The organism is Staphylococcus sp. EZ-P03 (assembly GCF_003344575.1).
Taxonomy (GTDB): domain Bacteria; phylum Bacillota; class Bacilli; order Staphylococcales; family Staphylococcaceae; genus Staphylococcus; species Staphylococcus simulans_B.
Genome location: NZ_QPMO01000005.1, coordinates 22915 through 45209, shown reverse-complemented (window position 1 = coordinate 45209; position 22295 = coordinate 22915). Strand labels below are relative to the sequence as shown.

Genomic DNA, 22295 nt, shown 5'->3' with positions numbered 1-22295 from the left:
TACAATTTAAGTTGCATATAAATTTAAAGTACCCCTGAACATGTTTGTTTTTAATTTTATCACATTTTTCCGTATATTTAACCAGAATTTGCAAACGTTTACATAAATATTTCCAATTTTCTTGATAATATTTTCTTATATTTTGGCAAAATTAAAACCAGCCCCGTTAAAGGACTGGTTGAATATATTGATGGCGGATTAGTCGAAAATGACACAAACACCTTCTGCAGCTTGTTGGTGATCATCTGTTAATGTTAAACGGCCTGTTGCTTTATCACGTTTAAGCACTGTGACTGGAGAACTGCCTTCTTGATGTGCACATACGATGAATTGATCATCATCTGAAATATTGAAATCTCTAGGGAATTCTCCGCCTGTTTTAACAATCTCAACCGGAATCAAGTCATCCCCATCATCTGTTACTTCATATACAGCGATACTGTCATGGCCGCGGTTCGAAACATATAAGAAACGTTGGTCATGTGATAAATGTACTGCTGCTAATTTTGTATCCCCTTCAAAGTCTTTTGGGATGGTAGTATATTCTTTAACTACTTCGAAATGACCGTTCACATATTTTGCGACACTCACTTTATTTGAAAGTTCATGCACTACATACGCATACTTGCCGTTGCCGTGAAATGCAATATGACGCGGTCCGTATCCTGCAGTAAATTCAGAAACAGCAGCAACCTCATAACCATTTTCATCATATTTGTAAGCGACGATTCTATCTGTACCTAAGTCGCATGCTGCTACAAATTTACCATCTGGTGTTTCTTGTGCATAGTGTACATGTGCGTGGTCTTGGCGTTCATGCGGGCCGACTGGATACTTATGTTTCAACTCTTCTATTAAGCGTACTACTTCACCTGTCGATGCATCTAATTCATATAAACGAATAATCCCTGCACCATAAACTGCTTCAAACAAATAGCCGCCGTCATTAGATACTGAAATATAACATCCTGTACCTTCTACTGAATCCAAGCATTTGTTCAACAGTGTCAATGTACCGTCGTTTTCTACTCTGAAACTCGCAACACCGCAGCGTTCACCTTCTTTTGTAATTGCATATAAGAATTGATTGCGGCGTGTAATAAATGTTGATGCTTCAATCTCATAAGCTGTTGAAACTTCTGATACTTTTTCATTTGCTTCATCTAAAACAAAACGATAAATTCCTTTACCATCTTTCTTAGTGTAAGATCCAATATAACCTGATTTCGTCATATTATTACCTCCTCGTATTACCTACTATTGTACGGGATTCTAAATAAAAATGATAATACTACAGTCTAAATAATGTGATTATTCGAGCAATATAACTTTAACTTGAAAATACGAACAAGTGTTCGTATAATGGAATTATCAACTTCTACTTAAGCAGGTGATTTTTGATGAAAGCACAAAATACGGAAACAGATTATCGTAAAATTCCAAGAAGCCAATTAGATTCTAATATTCCAGTAGGCAGAGGCATGGTAAAATGGGCCCCTTTTGCGACCTTGCCCGAACAATTCGAACGATTGCATCAGTATGCGGTAGACCAAACCAAAATTGAACGTCCTATATTATCCGAGGATCAAATCAATGAATTGAATCAGCAGATTCATATTGCCTTTCAAGAACAATGTACAATTAAAATACGTTATTTCAGAGACGGTTGGATCCGCACTTTAGAAATGGTACCGAAAAAAATTGATTATTTGGATCAGCTGCTCATTGGCAGTACTTTAAAACAGCAGCACATCCAGCTTTCTTTGTTGGATATCGTTCAAATTACATTAAGCCGAACCTAAAAAAACACTTGCTGGATTATCACCCAGCAAGTGTTTTAGTTCATCATCATTAATTATTGCCTGATTCAATATCAGCAACAATTTCTTTTGTTCTTCTTTCGATATCTTCAAAATCTTTTTTGAAAATGAAAGCGAATACGGCTACACCCACGCCAACTACTACTGAAACGATGAGTGCTAAACTAAAGAAGAATTTAAAAAAGCCTTTAATAAAGTCTAACATTTTGATTTCACCTCTATAAAAATAATCGCCTGCATGCTCTTATGATAGCATACTTAAATTGGTCATTAAAACATATACCCTATAATAAAAATGTTCAAGCATATACAAGTTCTATTATACTAAAAAAAGGGCTAACACTAAATGGTTAACCCTTGGAAATGTAAGATTATTCAAGCGCCCCTCCACCATCTGTATACAGCAGCATATGCTTTGCTATAATAATCTTGAACCATCACTATCACCTCTAAACGTAAAATCTCTGCGTTTCAAGTGACATTTTTAAACCGTATTAACAGGTTTTTCTCTACAAATATATTATAATACGGATTGATTTCTGAAGTCTATTAACAATAAATTACATTATTGTAACAAACTATAAAAGAATACGTTAAGGAGTTATTTCATATGCAAAAGGTACAATCAGATATTATGACTTTTAAAGGGTCGCATTATGATTTAGGCGTTGAAACCGGTAAATGGATGCAATCCACACGCCTGATGCAAAACAGAGAAAAAGAATGGAAAAAACGCCTGCCGCGTTTTGATATAGATATCAATGCAACACACGATATATTCAATCTCTATGCCCCTCAAATTTGGGAGGAATTAATGGGCATGCGCGAGGTATTAGAATTGCCGATGAGACAAATTGTATTCAACTTTGCGCATTATCGTTTCACCCCTATCAAAAAAGACAGCGGGTGTACGGTCTTCCTTGGAGATAATTATTTAGTCCGCAACTACGATTACCACCCGGCAACCTATGACGGCCGTTATCTGCTCTATGAGCCCAATGACGGAGGATTAGCACAAATCGGTCCTACTTCAAGAATTACAGGCAGAATGGACGGCTTGAATTCAGCTGGCTTGGCTATGGGCTACAACTTTATGCATCGCAAACACCCGCAAGATGGATTTGTCTGCTATATGATCGGCAGATTGATTTTAGAATTATGCAAAGATACCGATGAAGCGATTCGTCTGCTCAAAGAAATTCCGCACCGCAGTTCATTTAGTTATATCGTCATGGATAAAAATAATCAGCACGCCATTATCGAAGTCACACCAAGAGGCTTAGATATCCGTTACGATCGCACATGTACCAACCACTTTAAATTGCTGACGCATGAAAACCGCAATTACACTAAAGAATCCAAAGAACGTTTAGCACGTACTTTGAAACAAACAGATATTCATATGGATAAAATGAAAGCATTAGAACTCTTCAATGATCCAAAATATGATATCTACAGCAAGCTCTTTGGCAGCTGGTCAGGTACTATCCACACTTCTATGTATGAACCAGATCAGATGAAAGCTTGGATTGCTTTAGGCGAGAATGGAACACCTGTATGTATTGATTTTGAACGCTGGTTAGACCATGATGAATTAGATATTACAAAACTGCATGGCGAAATCGATACAGATATTCAATTTGCATCAGAATAAATGCCTTAATATATCAAAGGAATAAAGAAAAACGATTTTCATCTGACTTTTGATGAAAATCGTTTTTTTTACTTTAATACACTCATTCTAAAACCACTATGGCTTAGAACGTTCATTATTCAATTTTGATATTGCCCTTATTGGTATAAAACTCTAACACGTTCTCTCCGTTTCCGACTTTATCATTTTTGAAATGCGGATTCGATACAATCTTTTCACCCTCTGCAGGATTTAATTTCAACAATGTGTTTTGAGGCGGTTTTTCATAAGATAATGTGATATTCCCTCTCTTCGTAGAGGCTTTTAAGTCACAAGCATTGGCCATTTTTTCAAATGTAATACTGCCTTGTCCTAAAATAAACACGCTCTCCTTCACTAATGCATGTTTGCCTAAAACACTGCCGGAATTAATTTTGAAATAACCGTTTTTAATTTTGCTGTCTTCAAAAGTTAAATTACTGCTGTCTGATTTCATTTCAACATCTTCTAAAGTTGAACGTTTGATAGCAACATCTGAAACGTTGTTCCAAATGGTTGTTGTTGCTGAATGAATATTATCAATTTCGATTCTGCCGATATCAGTTGAAATATTAATATCATTTAATTGTTTCTTCGGTACTTCGATGATCATTTTCTGCCTAGTTTTCTTAAAAGGATTGATGTTCGGTGCAAAATCATTTTGTTTGTCTTCTGATATTTTCAGAATGTTATTATGTTCAGAGTAATTAATCGGACGCTGTCCTTTATAATTTAATTTCAGCTCATCCCCTTGGACTATCTTTATATCTGAACGATTACCGCTGATAGAAATATCTCGGATACTTTCATTATGAAATGTCTTTTTAACATTTTCTTGCGGTAAATTACTGCGATCATGTACGAACCATACTAACGTCCCCATTGAAAAGAAGGCTACAAATACAATCATTCCAATTAATAATAATTTCTTCATGAATTTATGCTCCCTCTAATCAATTTCAAGTTCCAACGCAAGTACTTCAATATCAATTTATAAATCACTTCAGCTAATTTGAAGATTAAGACGATAAATATAATGCCTAATCCTGAATAACCAAAAGCGAATAAAAAGTCGCTGAAGATAAAATGCGTAAAGCCGCTTAAGATATTAGCACTCAGCATAATCACAGGCGACAGCAGCAAGACCAGCGAGGCTAACAGCAGAATCACCATAAACATCACTACAAACAGCAATGGAATCAAAATGATCACTAACGTTAAGATGCCTATGCCGAGCGTCGCCAGTACTGCTTTTGTGACGTTTTGCGCATTCGGCGCATATTCCGCATTTTTAATTGCTTTTTGTGCATATATTTCTTTAGCAATTTTCTTTGGGCTTTCCATTCCTTTTAAAATTTCAACTTCAGAACGGCCTTCCCTTTCACCTTCATAAAAGATATCTTCATACTCATACATGATTTTATCTTGTTCATGTCTAGGCAACCATCTCAGTTCACTTTCTAAATCATTTAAAAATGTAATTTTGTTCACAGTGGTCACCTCCGAAATCTACTTGAATTATACTGTAATTTATATAATTTTAAAAATAATTATATCTGCTATTTTTTGAAAGTTTCACAACAACGCAAAAATATTAAAAAGATGGCTCCCCTTTTCTATAATTCCAGCTTGCCATCTCATACATCACAATTATTTAAAATATTCAATTCGTCTGATTTCATCATTTTGGTATAAAATTTTGAGTTTGAGATGATGTGTTTTATCTACATAGTTCAATGTTTTATAACCATTTTTGCCTTCAGTCAATTGATAGCCGTTGCCTAATGCTTGTATCGCATCATCAACTGACGCGCCGACTTGAAAATCCATATTCGTTTTAATACTGCTGTCTTTAATGACTACCATGCCTGAAATAACCTTTTTATGTTTATTCACTTTAACAATGAAATCAGGATGTTTTTCATTATAGTAGAATCGATAACGTTCGAGTTGAATATTGCGGTTTTCTTTAAAACCTGATGGATTGAATGTTTGGTTAGGCTTCATATCATTAATGGTAAATTCCGACAAATCAACGGATTTTGTACTACTTATATACCCTGAAATCAATAAAGTTATTACACTCAATATTGAAAATACTGTGAAAGCAACCAATTTATACTTCAAAAGAATCACTCCTCTTTGCTGTCGTTGACGTTCTGTATTGTCTCTTTTTAATCATACTACTTTTTTTAACAATTGCACTGTGCTATTCAACTTATATAATACGATAAATACAAAAGTTATGAACAACATTTACAATAATATATATTGTTTTGAATTTTCACAACATTTTCTTTTAAATCTGAATCAAATGTTGCTATAATGTTATCAATAAGCGAAGGGGGTTATATCGATGGCAAAATTAGAAACATATTATAAAGACAGCCAAGATCTAGATACTTACATCTCACAAATGAAAGAGAATAAAGAAGGCTTGCTTAAAATCTATGAAGATTTTAAAGTGCCTGAAAATGATACACGCATTGATCAGATTAAGCAGAAAAATTATGATAAAGTGCTTGTGATTTCTGAAGACTGGTGTGGGGATGCCATGATGAACGTTGCAATTCTCAAGCATATCAGCGAATTGCTTAATCTAGAAGTTCATGTCTTCCATAGAGATCAAGATACAGATTTGATTGATCGTTACTTAACAAACGGTAAATCTCGTTCGATTCCGATTTTCATCTTTTTAAATGATAAATTCGAACAAGAAAACGTTTGGGGTCCGCGTGCTAAAGCAGCACAAGTCTTTGTGGAAAAGACAAGAAGCAAATTATTACCAGAAAAAGATGCACCTGATTATGATGAAGCCGTACAACATTCGCATGTTGTAATCAGCAACCGCTTCAAAACAGACTCTAACTTATGGAAAGAAGTATATGATTCCATTATCGACAAATTATTAAACCCGTAAAAGAATTGCCGGAAGCTAGACAAGTGTCTAACATTCCGGCTCTTTTTTGACTAAATATCTTTTTTAGAGATATAGAATGTATTCGCTATAAAGAAAATAACGATGGAAGCTGCTGAAATGAACCATTGCCAGTTGCTGAAAGTGTATTTCCCTGATGTCGTCTTGCTTGTCAGGTAACTGAATGGAATATATTTCAATGATTTTTGAATGTCATCGCCGATTTTAGGAATCATCGGCAAGAACGGTTCCGCAAAAGGTACAATCAAGACTAAGAAAATACCTAAAGCGTAAATCAATGCTGGTTTCGGCACAATTAATGCGACTAAGAAAAGCAATAAGCCAAAGAACAATAAGAACACCAAGTAGAACCATAAGATCTCAATCAGCTTCTCATCTTTCACATCCGGTCCTTTTGTTACGGCTTGGATAATTAATACCAATACGTCCAAAATTACTGTGATAAAAACAGCGATAAATGCGATCGATAATGTTTTCGCAATAAAATATTTAATACGGCTGCTGACTTTATTTAAGTAGAGTTGAATCGTTCCTTGAGAGATATCTCTTGTAATTGTTTTAATCACAAAGAGCAAACCTACAATTGAGAAGAACCAGCTTCCCATCGCTAAGATGACATCACCGTCTACTTTTTTCATTTGCTGATTGACTAACGCTGTCATACCGATAATCGGAAGCAGTGTTAACACGAATGCTAAATAAGTTAATGGACTTCTTAGAATACTGATAATATCATGTTTGACTAATTGAAATAGATTCACTTGTTCTCACCTCTTTGGTTAATATTGAAGTACGTATCACGCAGTGACGTTTTGCGTGTTTCAATGTATTTCGGAAAGACATCTAAACCTGCAAGCCCTTTTAATAAAGGTTGGTAATCTTTAATCGATTTCAATGAAATTTCCCCAGATTCTTTATGACTTTGAAGAATACTATAATGTACCGTCAAATAGTCCAGCACTGCTTTGAATTGTTCGTCTGAAAGTGCTGTACCTAGTTCCAATACTGTTGTATCTGTCGGTGTACCTTGTGCCATATCGACATCTTGTACAAAATGGCCGTCTCTTAAGAACACTGCACGGTCGCAAATCAATTCGATATCTTCTAATTTATGACTCGAAATCAAGATCTTCATGTCCAGCTCTTTCACTAATCTTTGGATTGTTTCTAATACATCGATAGAGCCGTCTGGATCCATTCCGTTTGTCGGTTCATCTAAGATTAAGTATTTCGGTTTATTCATCAGAGATACTGCAATCGCTAGTTTCTGCTTCATCCCCATTGAATACTTCTTCACTTTCTTTTTAATGTAAGGCGACATACCAAAAGCATCAATAATGCTTTGAGCATAAGCTTTGTCATAACCTTTACCAAGAACTTGCGCAAAGATTTTCAGATTATAGAGTCCTGACTTATTATCATAGAGTTTAGGATGTTCGATTAAATACCCTATGCGTTCTTCAGGCCCTAAATTGACCTTTCCTTGATAATTGATAATATTACCGTTCATTACTTTCATTAAAGTCGTTTTACCAACACCGTTTTTACCGATTAAACCTACAATACGGCTTTGACCGAAATCAAAATCGATCGCATCTAATACTTTGTTCGTTCCGTACTTTTTAGTTATTTGTTCCAGTTTCATTGCATTGCCTCCTTTAATCCAATTGCTTTGTTTGTTTGATTTTCTTGAATTGATATAAGTATGTGAGTATAAAGCTCAATATTCCAATGATAAAAATTACGACTGATATCATATTGACCAAATCGTCTTCGCTTGGCAGATGATCCCATCCGACACCCCAGAATTTCACAAATAAACCGATACCTATGACATAAATGATAGGCAGTATGATATTCATTCCGATGACATACAAAATAAATGGAACATAATCTTTTTTCACTTCTGAACATTTTGGAAATGCCAACGCATGACCAAACAAGTTCACACCTATGAAGTACATCGGGGTCGTAATGTGACTGTCTCCTAACACTACACCTGTCGGCACTCTTTCATACAGTGAAAGAATCGCTCCAGCAAAAAGTGTCATTATTAAAGTTGTAAGATAGTGTGCATTCAACTGCTGCATCGCATTAAACGGCAGACTGTGATGAAAATAATAACTCTCATTTTTACCTAGTTGCGCATGCAGCAAGAAAGGCTGACCTGACTCTATAATAGTGATGTAACTAATGAATGCTGTTAAAATTACATAGAGTACTGACCCGAACAGCGGATTATAGAAAAAGTAAAAAATCGGCGACAGCAAGAGTAATAATATATAGAGCAGTATTGAATATTTTCTAAGCTTTAAATTTCTAAGTACTAATCGCTTCATCTTAACTCACCTGCTTCATTAAAACTGACGCCTGCTTGTTCAATATTGACCATCAGCTCTTCTATTGAGGGCTGCGTTATCTCAACACGGTTGCCGAATAACTCCTTGAAGGCATTCGCTTCTGTAGTTAAGCCTTCAAAACCTGTTTGCTTGATTTTCAGATTAATAAAGTAGCTTTTCAGCTCTTCATCCAAATCTTCTGTGCTGCCTCTGACGATTTGATAATCCGTCAGCAATACATCTTTTTGTTCATTAAAGATGATTTCACCGTCTTTAAGATAGACAAGATGATCTGCAATCTTTTCGATATCTGAAATAATATGTGTTGAAAAGAACACTGAAACATCTTCTTTAATCAGTTCGTCTTGAATAATCTCTAATACTTCATTACGAGAATTAGGATCTAAACCAGCAGTGGGTTCATCTAAAATAAACAATTTAGCATGATGGCTGAATGCAATCGCAAAAGAAAGTTTCATCTTCATTCCAGTAGAAAATGTTTTGATTTTCTTTTTGAGCGGAAGATTAAACTTTGCTATGTAATGATGAAACAGCTCAGAATCCCAATTATCATACATAGGCGCAATATATTTTTCGATTTTAGCAATTTTCCATTTTTGATTGAGATATAGCTCAGAGTAGATAAAACCAATCTGTGCTTTAATCACACTTTCTTCTTGGGTTAATGGTTGGCCTAACACCTTAATACTGCCGGACTGACGGTGAAGCAGATTCATAATCAATCGGATAATTGTGGTTTTGCCTGCACCGTTCGCTCCGATGAAACCTGTCACAAATCCTTGAGGTACATGAAAAGAAATATTGTTAAGCTCGAAATTTTTTCTGCGGTAATCTAGTGACTGAACATCGATTGCTTTTTCTATCATTCATTTTCCTCCTCATAGATAAGTGCTAAGATTTCATTCAGCTCTTCTAAAGGCATGCCGATTGTTTTAGCTTCCTTTACTAATGACTTAGTTAAATCTTCAATAACTATGAATTGTTTTTCTTTTAAAATCGCATTGTCTTGTTCTTTAACGTAAGTGCCCTTTCCCCTGATAGTAGTCACAAATCCATCTTTTTCTAAATCTTCATATGCACGCTTTGTAGTAATAAGACTCACACGTAAATCTTTCGCAAGTTCTCTCATAGATGGAAGGTGATCACCGGGAGAAATATAACCTTTGAGTATGTTCTCTTTGATTTGCTGCTTGATTTGTTCATATATCGGATATTCACTATTATTTTTAAGCAGTATTTTCATTTAACTTCCTCCCTAACTGTATATATACACTATACACAGATATAACAATTTTGTCCACTATTTCTGCTGAATTCGTATAAAAAAGTTCAAAAACACCCCCCAACTGTATATAGAGTATATATACTTTAGGTCAAAAAAAGAACTGCACATCCATTTTGTGCAGTTACTTCTTTCGATTTTGTTCTCTTTTTTTGCGATCATTATTTCGACTGATAAATGCACAAATCATAAACATAATCGCTGCTAAAAACATCTTTATGCTTGCGCCTTCATCATTTGCCGTTTGAAAATATATACCCACTAAAAAGGTAATAATTGCGATGATGACAAAAATTTTAGTTAAATGCTTCACTGTTTTCACCCCAAACAAAGCAAGTATAACAAATTATAGTGTACTGTTCATCGATTCATCTTCCCTGCTTCTTATCGCACTACTTTAGAAAACTTCTATCATTTTATTAAAATTGCCTTTCCCACTTTCTATTTAGGCCTATTCAAGATAATATAGTAATGTATGAAGACTTAAAAAAGTGAGGCGGAATTATTATGAATCCATTAGCGCTTGATTTAAACGAGCAACTTACACAATCCAATCCAGTCATATTAGATATGTTATCTGATTTAGGTAAACATATGTTTTATCCTAAAGGTATTTTATCTCAATCAGCAGAAGCAAAAGCAACGAAGTATAATGCAACTATCGGTATGGCTACAGATGATAATGGAAAACTGTATTCACAAACTATCTTTGATCTATATCAACATTTGGATCCAGATGAAATTTTCCCTTATGCACCACCGCAAGGTTTAGAAACATTGCGTGAATTATGGCAAGCAAAGATTTTAAAAGAAAACTCGGATTTAACAGATGAACAAATTTCAAAACCTATCGTCACAAATGCTTTGACACACGGCTTATCTATCTTAGCTGATTTATTTGTTAATCCTGGCGATACTTTATTATTACCTGTTCAAAACTGGGGCAACTATAAATTAATCTTTAATACACGCCATGGTGCAGATATTCAAACTTATTCCATCTTCGATAAAGATAACCGCTATACAACAGACGGCTTTGTGGAAACATTGGAAAACTATGAAAATGATAAAGTCATCTTATTATTGAACTACCCGAATAACCCGACAGGTTATACACCTACTGCAGATCAAGTTAAAGTGATTGCAGACGCGATTAAAAAATTAGCAGATCGCGGTACAAAAGTGATTACAATCGTAGATGATGCTTATTACGGTTTATTCTATGAAGATGTGTACACACAATCTTTATTCTCAGCTCTTACTCAACTTGAGTCTGAAAATATCTTGCCTGTACGCTTAGACGGTGCGACAAAAGAATTCTTCGCATGGGGCTTGCGTGTCGGTTTCATTACTTTCGGTGTAACAGACGAAGCAACAAAATCTGTATTAGAAGCGAAAGTCAAAGGCTTAATCCGCAGCAACATTTCAAGCGGACCTATGCCATCTCAAAGTGCAGTTCAATATGTATTGCAGCCTGAAAACCGAGAAGCGTTTGAAGCAGATATTCAACGTCATATCGACACATTGCGCGAACGTTATGAAGTCACTAAAGAAGTTGTTTATGATGAAAAATTCGCAACTTATTGGAGACCTTACGATTTCAACTCAGGTTACTTCATGGCCATCCAAGTAAGCGGTGTAGATGCAGAAGCATTGCGCAAACACTTAATTGAAGCATACTCAATCGGCACAATTGCTTTAAACAAAACAGATATTCGTGTCGCATTCAGCTGTATTGAAAAACAAGATATTCCTCATGTCTTTGAATCTATTGCTAAAGGTATTGAAGATTTAAGAGGTTAAAGTCCATCAGATTAAATATTTTCCCACCTACTCTTTATTGAATAGGTGGGATTTTCATTTTTATTAAGTTTAATCTTTAGGAACAATCCATTTTTGATCTGTATTTTCTTTATCTAATGATTCCTTAAAGACTTTTGAGTGATAAGCTTTTTTTATCGCTTTCACCCATGGTTTATGTTCATTCTTTTGATTGACAACAACTTGTAAATAAAGTTGGTCTACTAAATCTTCTTTTAGTAATGCAAGTTTAGTATCAACTTTTGATGCATGCACTATTGAACCAGGGATTACCGCATAATCCACTTCATCTAAAATTCTAGGAATATTTGCCGAATCCATTTGCTTAATATTTAACTGATGCGGATTTGAGACTATGTTTTTATCGCTGATTTTAATGTCATCTTTTTTAGCTTCTAATTTAATCCATCCAGCTTTTTCAAGTAGACGATAAGCTCTGGCTGCATTCGATGGATCATTTGGAATTGCGATTTCTGCACCTTGTTTTACATTAAGATTTTTGTGTTTTTTTGAAAAGATTTGTGCAGGTACTGTAGGTATCTTTTGAACTGCAACGAGTTTACCCTCTTTTTCTTTATTAAAGGTATCCATATATGCCTTATGTTGATCAACATTGACATCAATTTGTCCTTCATTTAATGCCACATCTGCTTGTTGTAAATCAGTAAAATCTTTTGTTTTTACTTTAAATCCTTCTTTTTCTAATTGCGGTTTAATATGTTTAATAAACAATTCACTATAAGGGCCCGGTGAAGTACCGATGGTAAGTTCTTTATTATTTTCCTTTTGACCACATGCGACAAGTATAAAGACTAAACTTAAAATAATTGTGATGACTTTTTTCAATTGTTTCGTTTCCTTTCCATTAATTTATGCTTACTTCCACTCTTTAGGAACAATAAATCCTTTGTATTTTTCTTGCTTTTGATACCAATCTTGGAATGTTTTAGAATAGTATGCTTTTTTCAAAGCCTTCGCCCATTCTGTTCCTTTATCTTTTTCATTGATTGTTAGTACTACTTTATGCTGCTCAGGTGTCTTCTCAACTAATAACCCATCCGCAATGACACGGTCTGAATCCGCGATATAGTTGCCGTTGACAACTCCATAATCCACATCATCTAATGCACGCAGTATTTGTGCTGGATGCAGTTCCTTAAATTTCAAATCATATTTGCCGGGCTTGACACTTTTTTGATTAAAGTTGACAGTCCCAGCATCTTTATCGATTTTGACCCAGCCTTCCTTTTCAAAAATACGAAATGCTCTTTCTTGGTTAACCGGATCATTCGGTATAGCAATCGTTTGTCCGTCTTTTATTTCTTTCAAAGAGTTATGCTTTTTAGACCATAATGACTGTGGTGCAGTCGGCACATCGTTATTCACAATCATATGTCCGCCTAACTTATCATTAATACTCTTCATGTAGGCTCGGCTTTGGAATACCGAAGCATTTACATCCCCTTTAATCATTGCTGGATTAACCTGGTCATTTTGAGAAAATGTTTTGATGGTCACATCATAGCCTTCTTTTTTCAAGATCGGCAAGATACCTTTTCTGAACTGTTCCTCATAAGTACCAACCCCAAAAGCAATCGTAAATTTCTTTTGCTTGGCTTTGCTTTCTTGTTTATTCCCGCAACCGCTCAATACCACCGCTAAAATAATGGTTAAAACTAATAAATACTTCTTCATCGAGCTTCCTCCCCCTTTAATCCTTATTATTTTGATAGGTATTATCTATTATACATCATTCCTTCATAGTTGGTAGTGTCAATTATATTTTCTTGCTATTTTTCAAGGTGTTTTTATAATTGTTGAAAAACTGATACAAATTCAACAATCGTTGGTTGTTAAGGGATTGAAGCTGTTTCAACAGAGTACACACATTTTGTCACATACTGAGAATAGTTGACACGTTCAACCAACAGCTATATTATAAAAACATTAAATCGCCCACTATTGAAGCAGTGTTGTTAAATTCAGAATATTAGCACTACTTTAATAGTACAGCCTTGAAGTTCCCTATCATCAAGTTATATTGGAGGAAAAGAAAATGATATCTTTTGAAAACGACTATCTAGAAGGTGCACATGAAAAAGTATTAGAGAAATTAGTAGAAACGAATTATGTACAAGAATCTGGATATGGCAATGATGAATATACACATGAAGCCATAGCTAAGATCAGAGAAGAAATCGGCCTTCCAAACGCCTCAGTTTATTTTTTAATCGGCGGTACGCAGACAAACCAAGTAGTTATTAATGCGATGCTGAATAAATATGAAGGGGTGATAGCCGGGAACACAGGGCATATCAGTGTACATGAATCAGGAGCGATTGAATTCAGCGGACATAAGGTACTAACATTACCTTCTGACAATGGTAAAATCACATCGCAGCAAGTTAAAGCGTATATCGATGATTTTTATGAAGACTCAAATTATAAACATATGGTTTATCCGGGTATGGTTTACATCTCCTACCCTACTGAATATGGTACTTTGTACTCTAAGGAAGAATTGGAAAGTCTATCCAATACCTGCAGAGCCTATAACATCCCTTTATATATCGATGGTGCACGTTTAGGTTATGCTTTGGTCAGTCAAGAATCTGATGTGACCATGGAGGATATTGCTAACTATGCGGATGTCTTTTACATAGGCGGTACTAAAATCGGCGCATTATGCGGAGAAGCTATTGTATTTACGCGTGATAATGAGCCTAGGCACTTTACTTCTATCATTAAACAACATGGTGCTTTGGTCGCAAAAAGTCGCTTAATCGGTGTTCAATTCAGTGCATTGTTTACTGATCACCTTTATCTTGATATCAGTAAACACGCCATCAAAATGGCATTAAAACTAAAAGAAGCATTTGTGAACAAAGGCTATCAATTATATTTAGATTCACCAACCAATCAGCAATTCTTCATTATGGATAACGCTACTATTGATAAACTCTCACAATTTGTAAAATTCACTTGTTGGGAAAAATATGATGATGCCCATAAAATTGTAAGATTTGCGACAAGTTGGGCAACTCGAGAAGAAGATGTTGATTATTTGAAAAATCATATTTAGAATAAATTTTCATTATAAAAAGGACGCTCTCCAAAGTATTAAATATACTTTAGAGAACGTCCTTATCTTTATTAAAATTAATTTGATGCTAGAAAGACTCTATTACATCATTCCCGGCATACCCATTCCTGGATTGCCTGCATCATTATTTTCTTCTGGAAGTTTAGCAACAACAGCTTCTGTAGTTAAGAACATTGCTGCGACACTTGCGGCATTTTGCAATGCTGAACGTGTTACTTTAGTTGGATCTACAATACCCGCTTCTAACATGTTGACCCATTCGCCTGTCGCTGCGTTATAGCCAATACCCGGTTCAGCGTGTTTTAATTTTTCAACGATAATTGAACCTTCTAAACCTGCGTTTTCAGCGATTTGGCGAACTGGTGCTTCTAATGCTTTAAGTACAATGTTGATACCTGTTTCAACATCGCCTTCTGCTTCGATTTCGCTTACACGTTTATAAACGTTTACTAAAGCAGTTCCACCGCCTGCTACAATACCTTCTTCAACTGCAGCACGTGTAGAGTTTAAAGCATCTTCGATACGTAATTTACGTTCTTTTAATTCAGTTTCGCTTGCTGCGCCTACTTTAACTACAGCAACACCGCCTGTTAATTTAGCAAGGCGTTCTTGAAGTTTTTCACGATCAAAGTCTGAATTTGTTTCTTCGATTTGTGATTTCAATTGAGATACACGCGCGTCGATAGAGTTTTTATCTCCGGCACCGTTAACGATTGTAGTGTTGTCTTTAGTAACTTCTACTTTATTCGCTGTACCTAACATATCAACTGTCGCATCTTTAAGGTCATAACCTAAATCATCTGTGATGAATTGTGCACCTGTTAAGATTGAAATATCCTCTAACATAGATTTGCGGCGGTCACCGAAACCTGGTGCTTTAACAGCTACTGCTGTGAATGTACCGCGCATACGGTTTAATACGATGTTTGTTAATGCATCGCCTTCTACTTCATCTGCAATGATTAAAATAGGACGATTAGATTGAACAATTTGTTCTAATAATGGAAGGATATCTTGGAATGAACTGATTTTTTTGTCAGTCACAAGAATGTATGGACGTTCTAAAGTCGCTTCCATTTTTTCAGAATCAGTTACCATATATGGTGATTGGTAACCTCTGTCAAATTGCATACCTTCTACGACTTCTAATTCAGTGTTGAAACCGTTAGATTCTTCAATACTGATTACACCGTCGTTGCCGACTTTATCCATTGCTTCTGAGATATATCTGCCGATTTCTTCATCAGCTGCAGAAATTGCACCGACTTGCGCAATTTCGTTTTTATTTTCAACTTTTTGTGATTGATCATGTAAAGCTTTAACCGCTTCTCCAACTGCTAAATCAATACCTTTACGCAATCCAACCGGATTTGCACCGCTTGTTACGTTTTTCAAGCCTTCTTGAATCATAGCTTGTGCAAGTACTGTTGCAGTTGTTGTACCGTCACCAGCGATTTCGTTTGTTTTATTTGCAACTTCTTGAACTAATTTTGCACCCATATTTTCATAAGGGTCTTCAAGTTCGATTTCTTTCGCAATTGTAACCCCGTCATTTGTGATTAAAGGTGCAGTGTATTCTTTATCTAATACCACGTTGCGGCCTTTAGGTCCAATTGTTACTTTTACTGCATTCGCAAGTTGATCAACACCGCGAAGCATAGATTGACGTGCATCTTCAGAAAATTTGATTTCTTTAGCCATAAAATAATAGCCTCCTGTTATATGATTGATGAGTAGTTTATTAATGTATTATTGAACGATAGCTAATATTTCTTCTTCACTGATAACAAGGTATTTTTCATCGCCAACTTGTACTTCACTGCCGGCATATTGTTCAAATACCACAGTGTCGCCTTCTTTAACTTCAGGTGCAATTACATTGCCGTTATCTAAAGTTCTGCCTGGTCCGACTGCGATAACTTTACCCTCATTAGATTTTTCTTTCGCTTTATCAGTTAATACGATACCGCTCTTTGTTGTTTGTTCAGTTTCAACTCTTTGAATTATTACGCGATTTCCTAATGGTTTAAGCATGGTCGTTCCTCCTATTATTGTTGCAATAAATATTTTAATTTAATTTTTATGATCAATTTCATCTCGTTTAGCACTCTCATATCATGAGTGCTAACCCACTTCCTATATTAATCAAAATTGGTCAATACATCAAGCAATTAGAATTTATTTTCCTCGCACCTGCTTTTAGTTTAGAATAGGTATAACAACAAGATAACATGGAGGCGTTTGACAATGTCACGACTTTGGTTTTCAATTCTTACCTTAATTGTATATGGTCTTGCACTGTTCGGTCCTCAAGTATTATACCGTGCAGGTGTTTATGATAATTTTAAAGGTAAACAATTGATGCTTGCGACATCATATACACAAGTCATATTAATGATAGCCGCAGCACTCATCATTCTTTGGATGAATTATAAAGTTAAAAACAAAACACAACTAGAGTTGCAAAAGAAAGTCCAAAAACGTTTTGTAGTGCCATGGGCGCTTTTAGGACTAGTCGCTGTACTGATTTATCAAGTGATTGCTTCTCTAATTAATCATTTTGTATTTAAAATTGATCAACCCAGTCCAAATACGACAGGGATTATGAAAATTATTCAAGAAGCCCCTATATTTATAATATTGGTCGCAATTGCCGGGCCATTGCTTGAAGAATTTGTCTTCCGCAAAGTTATTTTCGGTGAGATTTTTAATATCCTTAAAGGAAATAAAATCATCAGATTTATCATTGCCGGAACAGTCAGTTCGGCATTATTTGCGTCAGCGCATAATGACCCTGACTTCATTATTATTTACTTTGGTATGGGCTTCATTTTAGCTGGTTTTTATGTATTTACCAAACGAATTGCGGTGCCTGTATTGATTCATATTTTTATGAACAGCTATGTAGTCGCAATACAAATCTTTTTTGCTGATGATATCAAGAAGATGCAAGAGTCTGTTTCTTTTATTTTTCATCTGATTCACTTTTAAACCTGATCACTTAACAAGTCATCGTTGCTTGTTAGGTGATTTTTCTTTTCTAAAGAAATAAGGATAAGACCTATAATGTCCTATCCTTATACTTCATCTTTATCCTCTTTTTTTCTGCGCTTCATAATCATGAGTATTACAAACCATACAAATGCTGCACCGAATGTAATTAATAAAGCATTCATCATTCTTGGATACTTTTTCGTATCAGCAGTTTTTTCATCGTTGCCCTGTTTTTCTTTAGCTGATTGCTGATTTGAAGTGTTTGCAGTTTTGTCTTCATTTTTCGTTTGCTGCGCATGTGCTTTTTTATCTTTTTTGATTTCTTTCAAGTCAGGCATTGAACCTAAGTCACTTGTCACAAGCCCTAAAATCTGCAAGTCGAGATTTGCATAATATTGCTGAGCATGAGCAGGACTGAAGTATTGATATTTAAAGTAACCGGTACTTTGCTGTAAGTGATCTAAATTTCGGTTGCTGCTGAAATTTTGCGGTTTCAATACAGCATTAACATCTTTCACCGTTGCACGTGTATCTTCGCTTAATGTCCCTACTTGATGCACGATAAACAGATTGTATTTGAATGAACCGGTAATCAAATGACCGAATCTGTCGGTATTCAGTCCATAAGCCGCAAACGGCATGCTGTTGTAATCTGAATAATTGCTGTCCTCATTTTGTCCGCTTTGATTTGTCCAAGGAAGCGGGTTCAGCATACTGCTGTAATTCGGAATCGATGCATATTGAGCAGCATCATAATTTCCTTCTGGTCTATTTTGAGACGGAACGTTCACCGAAGATCTGTCAGGTCGATTCGGGCGCGTTGGATACTGTGCTTGCGGATATTGTGTACCTTGATGATTAGATGAATCATCCGGCTGTTCTGAAGGTCCGTCAGGATTGGTTGGTGTTTCAGGTGTCGGTTCTTCTTGATGATCAGAATCTGGTTTTTGTTGTCCTTCCCCTTTTTGAGGTATTGTTGAACCGCCGCTTTGACCAGAGTTAGAACTTGAGCCTTGCTGATTCTCAGACGGCACATTTTGATCTGGTTTATCAGGCTTAGGCTTTTCTTGATTTGAATCTGAAGATGAGCTGCCCCCAGACGGCTTGCTGGTATCTGTAGAACCACTGTCTGTATTCCCACCGTCCGTTGAACCGTTATCTGTTGTACCATTATCTGTATTTCCGCTGCTATCCGTATTTGTACTGTCACCTGTGCCAGTACTGCCATCATTTGTATGATTACTGTCTGAACTGCCAGTATCTGAGTTCGTTGGAGTATCTGTATTTGTGTCAGTGTTTGTATCTGTGTTTGTATCTGTATTCGTTTCTGAATCCGGCTGCGTTGTATTATCGGATGGCTGACTATTTTGCGTTGCATCCGTTTCACTTTGTGTTGTATCACCAGAAGTTGAATTGTCAGGTGCTTGAGCATCTGTATTCGTATCATCCGTTGTCGGCGTTGTATTCTGTTCAGCTTCTGGTTGTGTTGTATCAGTTGTTGGATCAGATGACTGTGTATTAGATTCTGTAGTGTTTGCATTAGGTGTATTTTGTGTATCTTGTGTAGTATCTTGCATTGGTTGTTCTGTATTTGTTGAGTCTGTTGTCTGTGCAGTTTGTTCAGTCACAGTATCAGTTGTCGTTTCTGCAGCTTTTGTGACCGCATTTGGAAAGAGTATACCTGTAGTCGCAATCGTGACAGTCAAATGTTTCCATAATCTTTTTTTCATGTTCAAAGCACCCCCTTTTTTTAGAAATATAGCAATCAACTTAAGTATATAAGAAGTTTTCTTTAAATTCTATATGTATGTGCGAATGAAAAGAAGTATTAATATATTTAACACTTTGTAACAATCCTTGTAACACATCAAAATAATCAGATTATTATAAAAATTGGAAATCCTGTTTAGAGTCTAGTACAGTAATACTATGAAGAATGGAGTGAAAGAACTATGAAAGTCCAATTATTTCAATTTAATTTAGTACACGGTAATGCAAAAGCAAACCAAAATAAAATAGAAGCACTATTCTCAGAGCATCTTGAAAATGATACAGATGTCGCTGTCTTACCAGAAATGTGGAACAACAGTTACGCATTAGAACAATTATCACAGCTTGCAGATGATGAATTGAAGCAAAGTCTTGCTTTCATTCAACAGTTATGTAAAAAATACCAAGTCACAATTGTGGCAGGTTCTGTATCAAATAAAAAAGAAGGCAACACGTATAACACAGCTTTCACTGTTAATGCTGAAGGCGAATTGATTTACCAATATGATAAAATTCATCTCGTTCCTATGCTGGATGAGCATCTGTATTTAACAGGCGGAGAAAAAGTACCTTATCTTTTCTCTCTAAGCGATCAAGTAAAAGCATCTCAGATTATTTGCTATGACTTGCGTTTCCCTGAAATTGCACGCCATCCTGCTGTTGAAGGTGCAGATATTCTTTTCTATGTCGCAGAATGGCCGATGGCAAGATTGAATCACTGGCGTACATTACTTCAAAGCCGTGCTATCGAAAATGATATCTTTGTCGTAGCATGCAACACATGCGGCTATGAAAAAGACGGCAGTACTGAATATGCGGGTCATTCTATTGTCATTAATCCTAATGGAGAAATATTGGCAGAAGCTGGAACACAAGAAGAAGTCTTAACTGTTGAGCTTAATTTAGATGAAGTCAAACAACAGCGTAAAAATATTCCTGTTTTTGATAATCGTCGTCCGCATTTATATCAACATGATTAATATCCTTATATTAAGACAAAAAATTAACCCATGAGTTTGGGAGTAACTCATGGGTTTTAACTTATTATTAAGGGAATGTTTACAGTTATTTTTTCTATCTATTTTTGGGGATGTTATTAATTATGAAAAAATTTTAGTGAATTTACCGATATTTGATAAATTAAATGCTACTCACGATAATTTTTTAACTACAATTATTCGCCCATCGAACGCTTCATTTTCGATGTACAAATTTTGAGAGAAGCAAGCATTAATGCAAGGACAAACATTAATGCTTGCTAAAGGATTAAACAATTTAGTGCTTATACTCAAAGGACAACAAAAATAAGGGATTATTTTTGAGTGAATTTTTTAACTGTTTCGATGATTAATTTTACGAATTCACCGATAGTACCTACGATATCGCCTGCCATGTTGATTGCCCCCTTTCATTTTCATGTTGGATGATCAGTTAGTTTAGAGCATGTTATTTCTACGAAGAATATTAACGATGCCGTAAACTGATTACTTTGCAATCTTAAGTAAAAGTCTGATAGTCAACATTCCTTAGACAACGATTTGTTTCTAAGCAATTTGCTATCGCAACTTCCTATCACATCTCTGTGATACATCCTTATTAAAACATCGATTCCAAAAAAATTGTTGAATAATCCCTAACTTATGTTTTTTCAATCATAACTGTCTATAAAAATATGTTAAAATGACCATATTAGTAGATTTCCTACAGTTTGGAATAAAAAATGAACAGTTGGGCAATGAATCATTATATTATACGTTTTGGTAGTATAATGAAAATAAGGAGAGTGGGGCTATGCAAAAGGCTTTTAATAGACAAATTGATCGTTGGGCGCAAGCGCTGCAAAAGAGAAATAATCTTGATCGTATCGCTTATTTAAAAATAAAGCTCGGTCTAGAAGTCTTTTTCAATAACCTGTTCAAAACTATTGTCGTTTATGGACTTGCTCTTCTATTCCATGTTTTCTTATACACACTAACTGTTCATCTTAGCTATTTTATTATTCGACACTACGCACACGGGGCGCATGCTAAATCAACTTTTGCATGCTATATAGAAAGTATTGTTTTATTTGTAATGTTGCCGTTAGGATTAGTAACCTTTAACATTCCCAGCAGCATTATCATTATATTGGCAGTCATGGCATTAATTGCACTATTTATATATGCACCCGCTGCCACAGTTAAGCAACCAATTCCCACGCGACTTATAAAGAAAAAGAAAATTATGGCAATCACTCTTGCAACGTTAATGTTCGCAATGTCATTCTTTGTACCGAGTCCCTATCAGCAACTTATTTTGTTAGGACTCATTTTACAAGGTGGTTCACAATTGCCTATATTCTTCCCTAAAAACAGAAAGGATGTATTGTAATGGACATTTTAAACACTATTTTTAAATTATTTGCTTTTATCTTTGAAAAGATTGGAAACTTGGCTAAGTACAACCCTTGCTGGGGCTATTTCGATGAATCAGAAATTCCTAAAGAACTGTTAGAAGAAGAGAAATAAAATAAAAGTATATTCTTTATTGTGAGAG

26 protein-coding genes are annotated in these 22295 nt (G+C 35.4%); 9 read left to right on the top strand and 17 right to left on the bottom strand.

Features of this window, described 5'->3' with window-relative positions; all coding sequences use genetic code 11:
• Window positions 1–198 precede the first annotated feature (198 nt).
• Window positions 199–1233: a 6-phosphogluconolactonase gene (gene pglS, locus DVJ99_RS02450; protein WP_114603006.1), complete on the bottom strand. Its 1035-nt coding sequence runs from the start codon at window positions 1231–1233 to the stop codon at window positions 199–201.
• A gap of 167 nt (window positions 1234–1400) precedes the next feature.
• Between pglS and DVJ99_RS02445 the strand changes: the two genes are divergently transcribed.
• Window positions 1401–1802: a YolD-like family protein gene (locus tag DVJ99_RS02445; RefSeq protein WP_114603005.1), complete on the top strand. Its 402-nt coding sequence runs from the start codon at window positions 1401–1403 to the stop codon at window positions 1800–1802.
• Between the two features lie 49 nt (window positions 1803–1851).
• Here DVJ99_RS02445 and DVJ99_RS13070 read toward each other — a convergent pair whose 3' ends face one another.
• Window positions 1852–2025, bottom strand: a complete 174-nt coding sequence (locus DVJ99_RS13070) for a hypothetical protein (RefSeq protein WP_162912127.1) — start codon at window positions 2023–2025, stop codon at window positions 1852–1854.
• Window positions 2026–2430: 405 nt separating this feature from the next.
• Between DVJ99_RS13070 and DVJ99_RS02440 the strand changes: the two genes are divergently transcribed.
• Window positions 2431–3474, top strand: coding sequence for a C45 family autoproteolytic acyltransferase/hydrolase (locus tag DVJ99_RS02440; RefSeq protein ID WP_114603004.1), 1044 nt, complete (start codon window positions 2431–2433; stop codon window positions 3472–3474).
• A 115-nt stretch (window positions 3475–3589) separates the two neighbouring features.
• Here the strand turns inward: DVJ99_RS02440 and DVJ99_RS02435 are convergent, their stop codons facing one another.
• From DVJ99_RS02435 to DVJ99_RS02425, 3 genes are all read right to left on the bottom strand, one after another.
• Window positions 3590–4426 (bottom strand): DUF4097 family beta strand repeat-containing protein, encoded by an 837-nt coding sequence (locus DVJ99_RS02435; RefSeq protein WP_114603003.1) that lies wholly within the window; start codon window positions 4424–4426, stop codon window positions 3590–3592.
• On the bottom strand, window positions 4423–4983 hold the full coding sequence (locus tag DVJ99_RS02430; RefSeq protein WP_114603002.1) for an HAAS signaling domain-containing protein: 561 nt from the start codon (window positions 4981–4983) through the stop codon (window positions 4423–4425). Before DVJ99_RS02430 ends, DVJ99_RS02435 begins: the two co-directional genes overlap by 4 nt.
• A 159-nt stretch (window positions 4984–5142) precedes the next feature.
• Window positions 5143–5499, bottom strand: coding sequence for a hypothetical protein (locus tag DVJ99_RS02425; protein WP_240430805.1), 357 nt, complete (start codon window positions 5497–5499; stop codon window positions 5143–5145).
• A gap of 349 nt (window positions 5500–5848) precedes the next feature.
• Between DVJ99_RS02425 and DVJ99_RS02420 the strand changes: the two genes are divergently transcribed.
• Entirely contained in the window at window positions 5849–6412 is a 564-nt protein-coding gene (locus DVJ99_RS02420; protein WP_114603000.1) for a thioredoxin family protein, read from the top strand.
• Window positions 6413–6462: 50 nt separating this feature from the next.
• Here the strand turns inward: DVJ99_RS02420 and pmtD are convergent, their stop codons facing one another.
• The 6 genes from pmtD to DVJ99_RS02390 all read right to left on the bottom strand — a co-directional run bounded on the left by pmtD (window position 6463) and on the right by DVJ99_RS02390 (window position 10385).
• Window positions 6463–7191, bottom strand: a complete 729-nt coding sequence (gene pmtD, locus DVJ99_RS02415; RefSeq protein WP_105994226.1) for a phenol-soluble modulin export ABC transporter permease subunit PmtD — start codon at window positions 7189–7191, stop codon at window positions 6463–6465.
• Entirely contained in the window at window positions 7188–8075 is an 888-nt protein-coding gene (gene pmtC / locus DVJ99_RS02410) for a phenol-soluble modulin export ABC transporter ATP-binding protein PmtC (protein ID WP_105994225.1), read from the bottom strand. Before pmtC ends, pmtD begins: the two co-directional genes overlap by 4 nt.
• Before the next feature lie 13 nt (window positions 8076–8088).
• Window positions 8089–8769, bottom strand: coding sequence for a phenol-soluble modulin export ABC transporter permease subunit PmtB (gene pmtB / locus DVJ99_RS02405; RefSeq protein WP_114602999.1), 681 nt, complete (start codon window positions 8767–8769; stop codon window positions 8089–8091).
• The gene (pmtA, locus tag DVJ99_RS02400) at window positions 8766–9656 is read right to left on the bottom strand and encodes a phenol-soluble modulin export ABC transporter ATP-binding protein PmtA (RefSeq protein ID WP_114602998.1); all 891 of its coding nucleotides are present in this window, start codon (window positions 9654–9656) and stop codon (window positions 8766–8768) included. The genes pmtB and pmtA overlap by 4 nt, the downstream gene beginning before the upstream one ends.
• Window positions 9653–10033 carry a PSM export ABC transporter transcriptional regulator PmtR gene (gene pmtR, locus DVJ99_RS02395; protein WP_002481711.1) on the bottom strand — a complete coding sequence of 127 codons (381 nt, stop codon included), beginning with the start codon at window positions 10031–10033 and terminating at the stop codon, window positions 9653–9655. The genes pmtA and pmtR overlap by 4 nt, the downstream gene beginning before the upstream one ends.
• Window positions 10034–10196: 163 nt before the next feature.
• Window positions 10197–10385, bottom strand: coding sequence for an SE1626 family protein (locus DVJ99_RS02390; RefSeq protein WP_114602997.1), 189 nt, complete (start codon window positions 10383–10385; stop codon window positions 10197–10199).
• A gap of 194 nt (window positions 10386–10579) precedes the next feature.
• On the opposite strand from DVJ99_RS02390, the gene DVJ99_RS02385 reads away from it, so the two are divergent.
• Window positions 10580–11875: an aminotransferase class I/II-fold pyridoxal phosphate-dependent enzyme gene (locus DVJ99_RS02385; protein WP_114602996.1), complete on the top strand. Its 1296-nt coding sequence runs from the start codon at window positions 10580–10582 to the stop codon at window positions 11873–11875.
• Window positions 11876–11944: 69 nt separating this feature from the next.
• Here the strand turns inward: DVJ99_RS02385 and DVJ99_RS02380 are convergent, their stop codons facing one another.
• Window positions 11945–12739, bottom strand: a complete 795-nt coding sequence (locus DVJ99_RS02380; RefSeq protein ID WP_114602995.1) for a MetQ/NlpA family ABC transporter substrate-binding protein — start codon at window positions 12737–12739, stop codon at window positions 11945–11947.
• A 30-nt stretch (window positions 12740–12769) separates the two neighbouring features.
• On the bottom strand, window positions 12770–13588 hold the full coding sequence (locus tag DVJ99_RS02375; protein ID WP_114602994.1) for a MetQ/NlpA family ABC transporter substrate-binding protein: 819 nt from the start codon (window positions 13586–13588) through the stop codon (window positions 12770–12772).
• Window positions 13589–13949: 361 nt separating this feature from the next.
• On the opposite strand from DVJ99_RS02375, the gene DVJ99_RS02370 reads away from it, so the two are divergent.
• The gene (locus DVJ99_RS02370; protein WP_114602993.1) at window positions 13950–14975 is read left to right on the top strand and encodes a threonine aldolase family protein; all 1026 of its coding nucleotides are present in this window, start codon (window positions 13950–13952) and stop codon (window positions 14973–14975) included.
• A gap of 102 nt (window positions 14976–15077) precedes the next feature.
• On the opposite strand, the gene groL is transcribed toward DVJ99_RS02370, so the two are convergent.
• Window positions 15078–16697, bottom strand: coding sequence for a chaperonin GroEL (gene groL, locus DVJ99_RS02365; RefSeq protein ID WP_105994218.1), 1620 nt, complete (start codon window positions 16695–16697; stop codon window positions 15078–15080).
• Between the two features lie 48 nt (window positions 16698–16745).
• Entirely contained in the window at window positions 16746–17030 is a 285-nt protein-coding gene (gene groES / locus DVJ99_RS02360; RefSeq protein ID WP_105994217.1) for a co-chaperone GroES, read from the bottom strand.
• A 213-nt stretch (window positions 17031–17243) separates the two neighbouring features.
• Between groES and mroQ the strand changes: the two genes are divergently transcribed.
• A complete protein-coding gene (gene mroQ, locus DVJ99_RS02355) occupies window positions 17244–17987 on the top strand; it encodes an intramembrane glutamic endopeptidase MroQ (protein WP_114602992.1) in 744 nt (247 codons plus the stop codon).
• Window positions 17988–18073: 86 nt separating this feature from the next.
• Here the strand turns inward: mroQ and DVJ99_RS02350 are convergent, their stop codons facing one another.
• The gene (locus tag DVJ99_RS02350; RefSeq protein ID WP_114602991.1) at window positions 18074–19720 is read right to left on the bottom strand and encodes an SdrH family protein; all 1647 of its coding nucleotides are present in this window, start codon (window positions 19718–19720) and stop codon (window positions 18074–18076) included.
• 222 nt (window positions 19721–19942) lie between these two features.
• Between DVJ99_RS02350 and DVJ99_RS02345 the strand changes: the two genes are divergently transcribed.
• A complete protein-coding gene (locus DVJ99_RS02345) occupies window positions 19943–20740 on the top strand; it encodes a carbon-nitrogen family hydrolase (protein ID WP_114602990.1) in 798 nt (265 codons plus the stop codon).
• A gap of 332 nt (window positions 20741–21072) precedes the next feature.
• On the opposite strand, the gene DVJ99_RS13455 is transcribed toward DVJ99_RS02345, so the two are convergent.
• Window positions 21073–21153 (bottom strand): delta-lysin family phenol-soluble modulin, encoded by an 81-nt coding sequence (locus DVJ99_RS13455; protein WP_105994213.1) that lies wholly within the window; start codon window positions 21151–21153, stop codon window positions 21073–21075.
• A 398-nt stretch (window positions 21154–21551) separates the two neighbouring features.
• On the opposite strand from DVJ99_RS13455, the gene DVJ99_RS02335 reads away from it, so the two are divergent.
• Window positions 21552–22130, top strand: a complete 579-nt coding sequence (locus tag DVJ99_RS02335; RefSeq protein ID WP_105994212.1) for an accessory gene regulator AgrB — start codon at window positions 21552–21554, stop codon at window positions 22128–22130.
• Complete coding sequence (agrD, locus tag DVJ99_RS02330) at window positions 22130–22267, top strand: cyclic lactone autoinducer peptide AgrD (protein ID WP_105994211.1); 138 nt, start codon at window positions 22130–22132, stop codon at window positions 22265–22267. Before DVJ99_RS02335 ends, agrD begins: the two co-directional genes overlap by 1 nt.
• The last annotated feature ends 28 nt before the right edge of the window (window positions 22268–22295 follow it).